The organism is Halomonas sp. N3-2A, from assembly GCF_002216165.1.
Taxonomy (GTDB): domain Bacteria; phylum Pseudomonadota; class Gammaproteobacteria; order Pseudomonadales; family Halomonadaceae; genus Vreelandella.
This window is the reverse complement of sequence record NZ_CP022286.1, coordinates 1536919-1550233: the sequence shown is the minus strand read 5'-3', so window position 1 is coordinate 1550233 and position 13315 is coordinate 1536919. Positions and strand designations below refer to the sequence as shown.

Here is a 13315-nt window from a genome sequence, read left to right as displayed (position 1 = left end):
TCAGGTCTCGGAATTAAACGGCAGATAATAGAAAAGGCTGCCACATGGGCAGCCTTTAAGAGGAAGCGCGGTCTGGCGTTATCGCTCAACCCGATAGGTTAAGCTTTTTGGTAAGCCGCGACTGATTTTTCAATCGCTTTGCGTGCCGCTTCAACACCTTCCCAAGACTCTACTTTCACCCACTTACCTTTTTCGAGGTCTTTATAGTTCTCGAAAAAGTGAGCGATTTGCTGACGTAGCAGTTCAGGAAGATCAGTCACTTCTTGAACATCATCATACAGAGTGCTCAGCTTGGGATGCGGGACGCACACCAATTTTGCATCTTCGCCTGCTTCGTCGGTCATATTCAAAATGCCAACAGGGCGAGCGCGAATGATGCTACCCGGAGCCACGGGGTGGGGGGTAACTACCAAGGCATCCAGCGGGTCGCCATCATCGGCCAGGGTGTGGGGAATAAAGCCGTAGTTAGCCGGATAGAACATGGGAGTTGCCATGAAGCGGTCAACCAGCAGGGCACCCATATCTTTATCGATTTCATACTTAATCGGCGCGTGATTAGCGGGAATTTCAATCGCCACGTAAATATCGTTGGGCAGATCCTTTCCAGCGGGGATGTTATCGAAGTTCATCGTTTATTCCTTGGCTTGGCTTATGTAGTGCGAAGGCTAAGCAGTTGATGCATTGCATTAATGGCGGAGAATTATACGAAGTTGGCTAGTGGATTACCAATGCGACATAGGTGTGTGCCGCTAACAATGACGATGAATCCAAAAATAAGCGTCGTTTTTCGCCATCACGACGTTTGGCGGGCATCGCTTCCCTTGATCAGCGTGTATCATAACCGCTGTGTGGTTCCCATGAAGAGCCTAAAGCCTAGGAGGATGAGTTGGCGCACGCCCAGTTACTAATTAGTTATGGCCAAGCCTTTGTGGCCCCTGATCGGCGTCTACACCGTAGCTCCATGTCGGTGCGGTTGCCTGATGCGCAGCTGTTGAAAGTAAAAGGGGGGTGCGCAGTTATTAGTGACTCGATTTCTCGTAACACCTTGGCTAAACAGGCAGGTGATTTAAGTGTTCGTGGTTTTTTGGCTGACTATTACTCTACTCCTGACCACTGGGACACGAAAACGTCGGCAACCCGGGTACTGCGTGCTCTCAATGGTTGGTGCTACAGCCAAAGCAAGCATGTTAAAGAAGGAAGTTTCGTATCTTCGCTATCCGCGATGGTCTTTCGCGAGCGGGAAGCGCACCTATTTCATATGGGGGATACGTTAGTTTTTCGATTGCGAGGCGCTGAGTTCGAGCAGCTAACCCGCGACCATGTGACCGATATTGGCGGCTATCGTTACCCCTCACGTGCTTTGGGGATGGATGGCAGCGTCGATATCGACTATACCCATCTACCGCTTAAACAGGGCGACTTTTTTGTTTTTACTACTCAGGGCGTCCGTGGCACCTTAATGCCATCTGATTACGTTCGTCTGATCCGCCAAAATGCCAGTGATCTAGACGCCGCCTGTGAGTGCCTAGCGAGTGAAGCAAAGCAGCGTGCCCAAGATAGGGGGTATGGAGGTGATCAATTTTGCTTCCAACTGCTGCGTATCGATGAGCTGCCGGAAGAGTCTGAAGATCACCCAGGGCTTATTTATGGTGACCTGCCTATTCCCCCCGAGCTGACGCCAGGAGAGCGGTTTGATGGGCTTGAGGTGCTGTCGGTGCTGTCACGTAATGCGCAATCAAGAGTTTATCGCGTCCGTGATGTGCATTCAGAGCGTGAAATGGTGATGAAAGCACCCAGCCCAGAACTCTCTTTGCGTAACGCTTATCTGGAACATTTTTTACTGCAGCAATGGGTGGTAGAGCGTGTAAATTCGCCCTTTGTAGTCAAAGTAATGCAGTCGTCACGACCACGCCGTTACCTTTATTACTTAATGCAGCACGTTGAAGGTGAAACGCTCCGCCAGTGGGCAGAAAGGCACCCACAAGCGAGTTTGGTGCAGCGCCTGGATATCGCCAATCAACTGGGTAAAGCGGTTCAAGCGTTGCATCATCGCGATATCATTCATCAGCAAATTACCCCTGATAATGTGCTGATCGACCCCCACGGCAAACTCGTGTTAGCAGATTTCAGTGCCTGCCACATGCGCGAGGTGGATGGCCATCGCCACTCGGGCGAGCTACTTCGCCAAATTGGTTTTAATGAACACACGGCCCCTGAGTACGCACTGGGTGATAGCGTAGGTCGGCGCAGTGACCAGTATTCATTGGCATCAACGGTCTATTGGTTGCTGACAGGGGCACTGCCTTATACGTTGACGCCTAATCGACTGCGCAGCCACACCGATCTTGAAGAGCTCAGCTACCGTAGTGCCCGAACAACCAATCCAGAAATATCGACTGAGCTTGATGATGCGTTACGTCGGGCTCTAGATCCTCAGCGTGCACTACGTTTTAGACGGCTCTCCGAATTTCTGCATGCCTTAAGAGTCCCGTTAGGGCGCGTGCCCAGTCGTGAGGAGCCTCGCCAAGAGTCACGGCGTTTTTGGCAGGGGGTGGCGGGTATTCTGCTGCTCTTATTAGTGCTTTCCTGGTTATTGCGCTAAAAGCGTAACGTTGCTCAATTAATAAACGCTAACCATAAAAAACGGGGCGATGAATGATTTCATCGCCCCGTTTTTATAACACGCTAACTATTTACAGCGTGAATTTAGGCAGTTTCTGTTCCACTTTTGCGAGCTTTAGCTTAGCTACTTTAGGCAGACCGTTTTCAAACGGAGGGAAATCCTCGCCTTGGATGAGTGGAGAGAGATACGCTCGGCAAGCAGGTGTAATCGCAAAACCGTTTTCACTAATGAAATCCCGTGGCATGAATTTTTCTTGGTTAGCCACTTGTGACAGCGGCGCCGAGATGACATCCCACTGATAGGGATCCTGTGAAATACGGCGTATGGCGGGCATCATGGCATTTTTGCCTGCAAGTGCTAATGTTACCGCCTCGCGGCCCACTGCATAGGCTTGTTCAACGTCGGTTTTAGAGGCCAAGTGACGCGCCGCGCGCTGTAAATAATCAGCAACTGCCCAGTGGTACTTGTAACCCAGGTCTTGCTTCACCATCCCAGCCAGCGTTGGTGCTACGCCGCCTAACTGGCGGTGACCAAAGGCATCGGTATTGCCCGCATCGGCAAGGAAAGTGCCATCTTCGTAGCGTGCGCCTTCAGAGACAACGATAACGCAATAGCCGTACTTCTGAACGCACTCTTCAACGCGCGCCATGACCGCTTTACGGTCAAACGATACTTCAGGAAAGATAATCAGGTGAGGCGGTTCGCCTTCGCCTTCTCCTGCTAAGCCGCCCGCTGCTGCAATCCAGCCAGCATGACGCCCCATCACTTCAAGGACGAATACTTTAGTGGATGTGGCGCACATAGACGCAATATCCAGCGATGCTTCACGGGTAGAGGTGGCAATATATTTGGCAACGCTACCAAAGCCGGGGCTGTTATCGGTAATAGGCAGATCGTTATCAACGGTTTTCGGCACATGAATCGCGGTTAGCGGGTAGCCGAGCTTTTCTGACAGTTGGGACACTTTAAGGCAGGTGTCTGCGCTATCACCGCCGCCATTGTAGAAGAAGTAGCGAATATCGTGGGCTTTGAAAACTTCGATTAAGCGTTCGTATTGAGCACGGTGGGTATCAATATCTTTCAACTTATAGCGGCAGGAACCAAATGCACCGCCAGGCGTATGGCGTAAGGCAGCAATCGATTCATCGCTCTCTTGAGTCACATCGATGAGGTCTTCCGTTAAGGCACCGATAATGCCGTTATGACCGGCATATACCTTGCCAATCTGGTCGGGCGCTTGTCTGCAAGCTTCGATAACGCCGCAGGCGCTGGCATTGATGACGGCGGTAACGCCACCGGACTGGGCGTAAAAGGCATTATGCTGGGCCATGGAAACGTCTCATCTCCTGAAAACGGGTAGTTAAAACAGTATTCAAGCAAGGGGAAATGACGCCCCTTTGCTTGTTTTCATAATCGTGCATTAAGCAGCGCGCACTAATGGCACGCTTACCACTAATGACACGCTTACGTAGAAAGATCGTGCAAACGCGTGGCCTGCAGCCGCGAAGTTTAGCGCAAAGCCACTGTGGGTGCATCTTGGAGGCTCATTACTCGCTATCGTCCAGTTCTTGTTCCTGCTGAGCCAGCCGCCATCCGCCTAAGTCTTTATAGCGGTTGACCATCGCACAAAAGAGTTCTGCTGTGCGTTCGGTATCGTAGCGGGCCGAGTGGGCGGACTTGTTATCAAACTCGATACCTGCCGCACGGCACGCACGAGCAAGCACTGTTTGGCCATATACAAAGCCTGCCAGGGTTGCTGTGTCAAAGCTGGAAAAAGGGTGAAACGGATTCCGTTTTACGCTGCAGCGGTTCGCCGCCGCATTTAGGAAGCCATGATCAAAGGCAGCATTATGACCAACCAGTATTGCCCGAGAGCACCCATGTGCCTTGATTGATTTGCGGATAGGGCGAAAAATTTCACCTAGCGCTTCAGATTCGCTTAGCGCCACTTGGCGACGCAGAGGGTCATCTAGATTAATGCCTGTGAAATCAAGGGCGGATTGCTCAACGTTCGCGCCTTCAAACGGATGAATGTGATACGCGTAAGTGGCGTCGGGTAATAAATTACCGTCAGGATCCATAGTAAGCGTCACGGCAGCAATTTCGAGTACTGCGTCACTTTGGGCGTTAAACCCACCCGTTTCTAAATCAATGACAACCGGCAGATAACTGCGAAAACGTTGGGCCATCAATTCGCGGGCAAATGCCTCGCTCATGCAGCTCTCCTTAGTAAAGCGAGTAAGTAGTTAGAATAAGCGGTTAAAGCAACCCCTTTGTTGGCTATGATTCTAGCAGCTTTACCCCTTAGGCGTCGTTGACGGTATTCGCTGAGCATTGAGAGCGCTATACTCGTAGTTTATGTTATTGCACTGCGCTCAGCGCGGTGTCGTTGGGTGAACTACTTTTCATGAACAAGGAGCAAAGAATGTCCGATGTCAAAAAGGTTGTGCTGGCGTATTCAGGCGGCCTGGACACATCCGTTATCGTTAAGTGGTTGCAAGAGACCTACAACTGCGAGGTAGTGACCTTTACAGCCGACATCGGTCAAGGTGAAGAAGTCGAGCCCGCACGCGCTAAGGCTCAAGCACTGGGTGTTAAAGAGATCTATATCGAAGATCTTCGCGAGGAGTTTGTTCGCGATTATGTATTCCCAATGTTCCGAGCGAACACCATCTATGAAGGCGAGTATCTCCTCGGTACTTCTATCGCTCGTCCGTTGATTGCTAAGCGCTTGATTGAAATTGCTAATGAGACGGGCGCTGATGCCATTTCTCACGGTGCAACGGGTAAAGGGAACGATCAGGTTCGTTTTGAACTGGGTGGCTATGCACTCAAACCTGGCGTGAAGGTTATTGCTCCTTGGCGTTTATGGGATCTTACTTCGCGTGAGAAGTTGATGGCTTACTGCGAAGAGCACAAAATTCCCGTTGATTTTTCTAATAAAAAGAAAAAATCACCGTACTCCATGGATGCCAACCTGCTGCACATTTCTTATGAAGGCGGCATTTTGGAAGACCCATGGGCGGAAGCAGAAGAGGACATGTGGCGTTGGAGTGTTTCTCCTGAAGCCGCGCCTGAGCAGCCGACTTATGTAGAGCTGACGTTTGAGAATGGCGATATCGTCGCTATTGATGGTGAAGCGCTTAAGCCTCATGAAGTGCTTGAAAAGCTTAACAAACTAGGTGGCGATAATGGTATTGGCCGCCTGGATATCGTTGAAAACCGTTATGTTGGTATGAAGTCCCGTGGTTGCTATGAAACACCAGGGGGCACAATCATGCTGCGTGCTCACCGCGCCATCGAGTCGCTGACGCTTGACCGTGAAGAAGCGCACTTGAAAGATCAACTAATGCCTAAATACGCTGAAGTGATCTACAACGGTTATTGGTGGAGCCCCGAGCGTCGTATGCTACAAGCGGCGATCGACGAAACACAGAAGAACGTCGCGGGCGTTGTTCGCATGAAGCTCTATAAAGGCAATGCAACGGTTGTAGGGCGTAAGTCCGAGCAGTCGTTGTTTGATGAGTCGATTGCAACGTTTGAAGATGATGCGGGCGCGTACGATCAAAAAGACGCAGAAGGCTTTATTAAGCTGAATGCATTGCGTCTACGGATTGCTGCCGGTAAAGGTCGTCAACAGAGCTAAGCATGCTAAGCGGCCAGACGACGTCTGGCCGCTTTTATTGCGAAGGAGTCCGAATGTTTAAAAAACTATTTTCTGGCCTGTTGGGTGGCGCGGGGGCTGGCGCCTCGGAAGGAGCCACCAAAGCGGCCGAGCCAGTTGAATATAAAGAGTATTTAATTGTGTCTCAGCCTGATAACCAAAGCGGACAATTTCGCGTTAGCGGTTGGATCCGTAAGTTAGATGGCGAGGGCGTTACTCACGAGCACCGCTTTGAACGCTCTGACATGCTGCCAGGCCGTGAAGCCTGTGATGCGATGATGGTCGCTAAAGCGCAGCGCTTTATTGATGAAGTGGGTGAGGAGATGTTTACGGCTGATCCTCGTAATGCTAGTGACACCTAGCAAGCTTTTCGTTTAGTTGAGGAGCGGAGTATGCACATGGTCTATCGTGCTTCCCCTTGGCGCTCCTTGGTATGTCATTATGGCTCATTGGATATCTCGGCGCTAAGTGCTCCACTTCGCGATTTTTACACGAATACCTCTCTTTTTAATCCATCCTTATCTGACGCCTATGCCGCACAGCTCTCTTTTGTTGAGACATTGCTGCGTTATGACTTGCCTGCTTGGCGTATTAGCGAACTCATTAGTGACCACATCGCTTGGCTTTATCGTCAATCGATTGCAGCAGCACTAGATGAAATGCAGGCACAAGGGTGGGGTAAGCCACCGGTAGATTACTGTGTTGTTACGCTCGGCTCGGCGGCACGCTTTGAAAGCTTGCTTGGGCCTGACCAGGACAATGCGCTGATTATTGGTGACTATCCTGACGCTCGACACGTTGAAATTGATGGCTACTTTCAGGCGCTAGGCGAACGTTTTACACAACGCTTAGATGAAGCGGGCATTCCGCTGTGCCGTGGCCATGTCATGGCGCGTTGGCCAATGTGGCGCAAGCGCTTGAGCGAATGGCAGCAGCAATTTGTAATTTGGAGTGCGGATCGTCAGGTTAAGCGGGTGCAGCAAACCAATATATGGCTCGATTTTTATCCTGTGGCAGGGAATGTTGAGTTTGCACAAACGTTAGGCCAACGGGTGCGCTCAACTCTCTCAAGCGCGCCTTTGTTCATGAATGAAATGGCGGCGTTGTTAGATGAGCTGCCGGTGGCGCTTGACCGGTTTGGTCGCATTGCTTCACATCCTGGGCTAGCGGCTCCCTATGACCAAGCAATCGATCTTAAGCGACAAGGATTGATGCCGTTAATAAGCGCTGCCCGATTACTCTGTGTGCGCTACCAGCGACGTGAGATAGGCACACGTGAACGACTAACGGCACTTGCCCATTTCACACGTACGTTGACGAAGGAGCAATCGAACTTACTGCTAGCCGCTTTTAGCCGTATGCAGCACTTGCTTCTAGAGCAGCAGCGCCACAATAAGTCTCACGGGCAAACCGCCGACGGCTGGGTGGACCTGCGACGTCTTCGTGATGATGAGCGGCTACTGCTGAAATTTGATTTACAGCAAATCAAAGCGTTTGTTAACCAAGTAAAGCGCTTATAACGGCTATTCCCCCGTAAGCTGCGAAGAGTTACCTAGAGTTGACTCCTTAGGAGCTGCTGGCAGCTCTAGGGTTAAGCATGCGCCACCCAGCGTTTTAGCGTCTTCCACCCAAAGTCTTCCACCAAGGTGAGCAATAATGCCTCGGCTGATAGGTAAGCCAAGGCCGCTACCTTTGGGGCGGCCGCGTGGTATTTCGCCGCTTTGCTGTATTTGATGAAATTTCTCAAACACGCGCTCACGTTCGTCAGCGCTGATACCGGGTCCGTTATCTTCAACGCTTAAACGAAAATGATTACGATGCCGATAAAGTGCCAGCCGCACTTGAGGCTGCTGGCGGTCAGCAAATTTACTGGCGTTATCGAGCAGGTTAATAATGACTTGCTCCAAGCGGTCTTGGTCACCGACCACCATGGCGGGGTCAGCCGCTAAACTGATATCGAGGGTAATACCTCGATCTTCATGTAATCGAGCAACCGCATCGATGCTCTGCCTCGCTAGGGCTGCTAGGTCGAGGGGAACCGGGTGAAGCGTCAGGCGACCGCTCTCTAAGCGTGCAAGGTCAAGAATTTCCTCTATTAAACGCGAAAGACGCTGGCTCTCATGGACAATAACGCCCAGAAAATGTTGGCGTTTTTCATCGGGTAGTTGATCACTATCGCGTAATATTTCGGCAAACGCGCGTATCGAGGTTAGCGGGGTTCGAAGCTCATGACTTACCATAGCGACAAACTCGTCCTTCAAGCGGTCAAGCTCGCGCAGCTGTTCATTGGCACTGCGGAGCTCGTCACTTACGGCGACTAATTCTTGTGATTTTTGCTCTAGCCGACGGTTGTACTCCAGGGTTTGTGACGTAGTGTCTAAAATACTCAAAATCGACTCAAGATCGAGTGCTTCTCCACGTACCACTGAATTGATTAGTACGCGCGCTGATGCACTGCCAAGTGACCCTGCCAGCGCCTGCTCTGAGCGGGTAATTAGATCGGCTGTTGCCGGTTCGTCTGAGCGGTAGTCGCTCTTATTAATGCTTTGGTTAAACACCCGATGGGTGACTTGGTTGCCAAGGTAGCGAATAAGTAATTCTTTTAAGGCGCCTTGAGTCGTCTGTCCTCTCCATAAAGAGGTCGTTTGCAAGTTAGGGTGTAAGGCGCCAGTGAAAAGGGCGGCTTGGGTTTGCTCAAGTGGCGTAGGGCGGCTAAAAAGTGACACGCCAATCAGTAAGCCAACATTTGCCAGCATACTCCACAGCAGTGCGTGGGAATAAATATCCCAATCTTCCAGGCCAAATAAGCGGTAAGGCATCAGCCATGAAATGCCCCATGGCCCCTGAGTTAGAAACGTTGCATCTAACCAACCGGATTGGGCAAAACCTGGTAGCAGTAACGTATAGCACCAGACTAAAAAGCCTGCGATTAAGCCAGCGGTGGCTCCTTGGCGAGTCGCGCCACGCCAGTAGAGGCCAATTAACAGGGCTGGGGCAAATTGTGCCACCCCAGCAAAGGAGACAAGCCCGATAGTGACAAGGCTGTAGGAGTCACCAATCAGCGCGTGATATAGATAGCCAAGCAGCAGTATCAAAACGATGGCAATTCGGCGAATGCCCAACAGCCAACCTGCCAACTCGCCGGACGTGCTCAGGTGAAGGCGTTGTGTTCTTAGTAGTAAGGGCATAATGAGCTGGTTACTCACCATGGTAGAAAGTGCAATCGTTTCAACAATCACCATGCCAGTAGCTGCTGAAAGACCGCCTATAAATACCAGCAAGGGTAATCCTTCAAGCCCTGCAGAAAGGGGCAGTGTCAGCACAAAACTATCGGAATCACCCGCGCCAGCACCTAACAGAAGGCCAGCAAAGGCGATAGGAATAACAAACAGGTTGATGAGCAACATATAAAGCGGAAATAACCAGCTCGCCCTGGCTAAATGCTGTTCATCGACATTTTCGACAACCAACACCTGGAACTGACGAGGCAGGGTTAAAAAGGCCAGAAAGGCAAGTATTAGCATTCCGACCCAGCCAGTGGCACCGCCTGGTACGCTTTCCAACCCCATTTTTTCCGCTATTTCTGGCATCGTGGCGACGCTGGCGAATAGCGCGCTGGGGCCTTCATACAACACAAATACCACAAAAATACCGACGGCCATAAACGCAACCAACTTTACCAGTGACTCCAAGGCAATAGCGGCAACCATTCCCTCATGTCGTTCACTGGCATCGAGATGGCGGGTGCCGAAAAGTATAATAAATACCGCAAGCACTAAGGCGACCCAAAGCGATTTGTCCAGCCAGAAACGCTCATCAACCAGGGTGGCATCCGCGGTATTGGGATAGTTCACCAGTACTGCATGGCTAACGGTGATCGCTTTTAACTGCAGCGCAATGTAGGGCGTTATACAAATGAGGGCCATTAATGCAACGAGTGCGCCTAAGCTGGTGCTTTTGCCATAACGAGCACTAATGAAATCAGCAATAGAAGTGATTCGCTGGCGGGATGCGATGCGCACCATTTTGCGAATGACGACAGGGGCGAGAAGCATCGCCAGGGTTGGGCCAAGATAGATAAGCAGGAAACTGGGGCCGTGGTCTGCTGCGCGTCCCACGCTGCCATAGAACGTCCATGCGGTGCAGTAAACGGCAATCGACAGCGCATATACCGTGGGCGAGCCAATTAATGATCGACCCTGCTCGGCACGACGGTCCCCCCACGCGGCGACGACAAACAGTAGTGCCAAATAGCCAAATGCCGTTCCTAGAATCACTGCATCTGTACGCATGATCAGCGTCCTGAACGTTGTTCCATTAACCAGGCGGTGAGGCCAATTACCGCGCCCCAAGCAATAAACAGATAAAGCGGTAACCAGCTCATGCTCAAAGAGGTGAGCCGGTCAACCATGATAATCAGCGGGGGGCTGAAGAGCAGTATTGCTAGGGCGAATAAGGCTATTAAACGCTCGATTTGCCGTGAGCCTGGATGTTTCATGAGGCGCTGGCATCCTGGCGATCAAACGCGTTGGCCTGCAGCGCCAACAGCTGCTCTAACGTATCCACGCCACGTGCTTCAAGCCGGGGTAACAACGCTAGCCATAATTCAGCGGTTACACGGGCGTCACCAAGCGCCGTGTGGCGAGTGCCTGGTGGGAACGTCAGGTCGTAGCGTTGTGCCAACGTATCTAAATCATGCCCATCTAACGCTTCGTCTAATGCTCTTGAGATTAATAAGGTATCGATGACAGGCAAATCAAAGACAACCCCTTTGTTAGTAATGGCGAGCATATCAAACGCGGCATTATGCGCTAATAAAACCGCTTCACCGACGTAATCTCGGAAGCGCGTTAGGACAATATCAAGGGGCGGTGCACCGGCCACATCAGCATCTGTCAATCCGTGTATTGCTGTACTGGTAGGGGGGATTGGACGTTTCGGATCGACTTTTTGATCAAAGACCTCGCTGGCCAATAGCCGCGCATTGACCACCCGACAAGCCCCCAGGCTAATCACCGTATCCCCTCGGCGTAGCTCAAGGCCAGTGGTTTCAGTATCAAACGCAACCACTTCTAGGCTACGTAATGTGCGGTTCGCCAACTCCTCATCGGGTGGCGGCAGGTCAGCGATGCCGAAATCATGGAACTCTGGTCGCGGAGGTGCGGTTTCACGGGGTGCCCCAACGCGCTCCATGGCTGGTAGCGGCAGGCGCAGGCGCGCATGAATAGCATCATCGTCAGCAAGGCTCCAAATATCGCTCGCATGCTGGCGCAGTACGTCTGACACCAGCGGATTAAGTGGTAGCGATGGCAGGGGCTGGCGACGCCATTTCGCTAGCTCATGCTCTGGTAAGGGGCTGCCTTGCCAAATTAAGTCCAAATAAACCCGCTTGTTGCCAAGGCATATCTCACCTTCAAAATGGCTAACCGGCAGGTGAGAGTTAAGATGCTTGACTAAGGAATCAAACAGAACAATCAGTGCCGGTGCGTCGCCTTTAAACCAGGCAGGCATGCCGACGGGGGTGATGAGCCGATGCGCTGGATCTAAGCGTTCATCCAGGGCTTGCCAGAAGTCATTCGACCACATAGGGGTTAAGCGCTCGCCTTGATGTTGCAAATCATCCAATAACTGTCCGATTTGACCAACATTATCACCCAGGGTCGCTCCTTCCTCTTGGATTACCTGCTCGAACCGATGACGTAACGCTGGGTTCTCTGCGCCGTTATGGCGCAGTTGTATCAGTGCATCCGCTGCACTGGTCAGGCTTGCTGTGTGTTGGCGTAGGAGGGGGAGCTTGGTGGCGAGTTCTGCTCTAACACCCATTTCATTTGACCAGGAAGCGGTTGCATCGCTAAACGTTAGTAGTGTTTCTCCATCACTGCCAGGAACTCGACGTAGCACGACCTTTAACCAGCGGTTATCACAGGGGGCAAGCAGTTCGCGGGGCGAACCATCCGCAGGAAGTTGGCTAAGCGCTTGTTGTAGGCTGGCAACGGGGAGTAGCGCTTCTAAGCGTTTTCCCAAGCCCAACGCCGTATTATCGACAAAGAAATCTTCTGCGGCCTGGTTGAATAGCATCAAACGGCGGTGGTGGTCACATAGTAATAAGGGGGTTTCGAGTACTTGCAGCAGCGTTTCTAATTCGCGACGTATTTTTGCGGCGCTTCGTGCGCCATCGGCATGAGCCGTGGCTAATTGATTGCGGTCAATGCGCCAACTCTCGCGCACTCTTCGTAGGTCAGGGCCAAGCCCTTTCAGCCAGCCTTCTGGTGGGTGTTCATCACGAGCATCTGGGTTTGCCACTAATCTGGCCAACTGAACCTGTAAATGGCGTAGAGGGGTGAAAAGCATGCGTTCTAGTAGCAGGCCAACTAAAAATATCGTCGCACCGCCGGAAAAACTGCCCAACCAGAGCGCTATACGGGTTGGGCCAGTAGGCGAAAGCTGAGCATCCAGCCACGCAGCAAAAATAGCGCCCCCCAGCAAGCTGATACCACTTAGCAGCAGCCATAGGCCAATGAGTCGCTGACGTTTAGGGAGCCCGTCGCGGGTCATTGTGGGTTGCCATTGAGCAGTGATTTAACTTTTTTAATTAGCGACTGGGTCGAAAACGGTTTGGTGATGTAGTCATCAGCCCCTAGCGCTAAGCCTTTCTCACGTTCGATATCTCGCCCATGGGCGGTCAGCATAATGACCGGCAGTTGGGCCGTCGCTTCTGAACGGCGAAGATGCTCTAGTACATCAAAACCGCTGATTCCGGGCAGGCTGATATCGAGCAGTAGCAGGTCAGGGGCGGAATCGTTGATACGTTCGAGTGCGGCTTCTCCGTCGTAGGCGGTGACAACTTGAAAGCCTGCCTGCTCCATTAAAAATTCCAGAGACAGTACAATATTGGGCTCGTCGTCGACCACGAGTACTTTGGCCATGATGCCCTCCCTAAAGGGGTCATTGTTAGGTGTTTGATTAGAGTGTATGTAGCGCGACAGGTTAGGCCAAGACGACCTTGGCCGAATGCTCGTAACGTCTCT

Annotated in this window: 11 protein-coding genes; 4 read left to right on the top strand and 7 right to left on the bottom strand. The window is 51.7% G+C overall.

Annotated elements, in window-relative coordinates; all coding sequences use genetic code 11:
- Nucleotides 1–98 precede the first annotated feature (98 nt).
- Nucleotides 99–629 carry an inorganic diphosphatase gene (gene ppa / locus CEK60_RS07350; RefSeq protein WP_009724723.1) on the bottom strand — a complete coding sequence of 177 codons (531 nt, stop codon included), beginning with the start codon at nt 627–629 and terminating at the stop codon, nt 99–101.
- 257 nt (nt 630–886) lie between these two features.
- On the opposite strand from ppa, the gene CEK60_RS07345 reads away from it, so the two are divergent.
- The gene (locus tag CEK60_RS07345) at nt 887–2602 is read left to right on the top strand and encodes a bifunctional protein-serine/threonine kinase/phosphatase (protein WP_038484747.1); all 1716 of its coding nucleotides are present in this window, start codon (nt 887–889) and stop codon (nt 2600–2602) included.
- A 91-nt stretch (nt 2603–2693) separates the two neighbouring features.
- Here the strand turns inward: CEK60_RS07345 and CEK60_RS07340 are convergent, their stop codons facing one another.
- Together CEK60_RS07340 and rnt are read right to left on the bottom strand one after the other, a co-directional pair.
- Nucleotides 2694–3953, bottom strand: coding sequence for a 6-phosphofructokinase (locus CEK60_RS07340; protein ID WP_089038466.1), 1260 nt, complete (start codon nt 3951–3953; stop codon nt 2694–2696).
- Between the two features lie 217 nt (nt 3954–4170).
- Nucleotides 4171–4839: a ribonuclease T gene (gene rnt / locus CEK60_RS07335; protein WP_038484741.1), complete on the bottom strand. Its 669-nt coding sequence runs from the start codon at nt 4837–4839 to the stop codon at nt 4171–4173.
- 209 nt (nt 4840–5048) lie between these two features.
- Between rnt and CEK60_RS07330 the strand changes: the two genes are divergently transcribed.
- From CEK60_RS07330 to CEK60_RS07320, 3 genes are read left to right on the top strand one after another with little or no spacing between them, the layout of a single operon-like run.
- Nucleotides 5049–6269 carry an argininosuccinate synthase gene (locus CEK60_RS07330; RefSeq protein WP_030072775.1) on the top strand — a complete coding sequence of 407 codons (1221 nt, stop codon included), beginning with the start codon at nt 5049–5051 and terminating at the stop codon, nt 6267–6269.
- Between the two features lie 53 nt (nt 6270–6322).
- The gene (locus CEK60_RS07325; RefSeq protein WP_089038465.1) at nt 6323–6649 is read left to right on the top strand and encodes an HlyU family transcriptional regulator; all 327 of its coding nucleotides are present in this window, start codon (nt 6323–6325) and stop codon (nt 6647–6649) included.
- Nucleotides 6650–6679: 30 nt separating this feature from the next.
- Nucleotides 6680–7807 carry a DUF294 nucleotidyltransferase-like domain-containing protein gene (locus CEK60_RS07320; protein ID WP_089038464.1) on the top strand — a complete coding sequence of 376 codons (1128 nt, stop codon included), beginning with the start codon at nt 6680–6682 and terminating at the stop codon, nt 7805–7807.
- A 3-nt stretch (nt 7808–7810) separates the two neighbouring features.
- On the opposite strand, the gene CEK60_RS07315 is transcribed toward CEK60_RS07320, so the two are convergent.
- The 4 genes from CEK60_RS07315 to CEK60_RS07300 are packed head-to-tail and all read right to left on the bottom strand — an operon-like array spanning nt 7811 to nt 13213.
- Nucleotides 7811–10579, bottom strand: a complete 2769-nt coding sequence (locus tag CEK60_RS07315; RefSeq protein ID WP_089038463.1) for an ATP-binding protein — start codon at nt 10577–10579, stop codon at nt 7811–7813.
- Nucleotides 10580–10581: 2 nt separating this feature from the next.
- A complete protein-coding gene (locus CEK60_RS07310) occupies nt 10582–10785 on the bottom strand; it encodes a hypothetical protein (protein ID WP_089038462.1) in 204 nt (67 codons plus the stop codon).
- Nucleotides 10782–12842 (bottom strand): 3'-5' exonuclease, encoded by a 2061-nt coding sequence (locus tag CEK60_RS07305; RefSeq protein WP_089038461.1) that lies wholly within the window; start codon nt 12840–12842, stop codon nt 10782–10784. Before CEK60_RS07305 ends, CEK60_RS07310 begins: the two co-directional genes overlap by 4 nt.
- Nucleotides 12839–13213 carry a response regulator transcription factor gene (locus CEK60_RS07300; RefSeq protein WP_089038460.1) on the bottom strand — a complete coding sequence of 125 codons (375 nt, stop codon included), beginning with the start codon at nt 13211–13213 and terminating at the stop codon, nt 12839–12841. Before CEK60_RS07300 ends, CEK60_RS07305 begins: the two co-directional genes overlap by 4 nt.
- Nucleotides 13214–13315 lie beyond the last annotated feature (102 nt).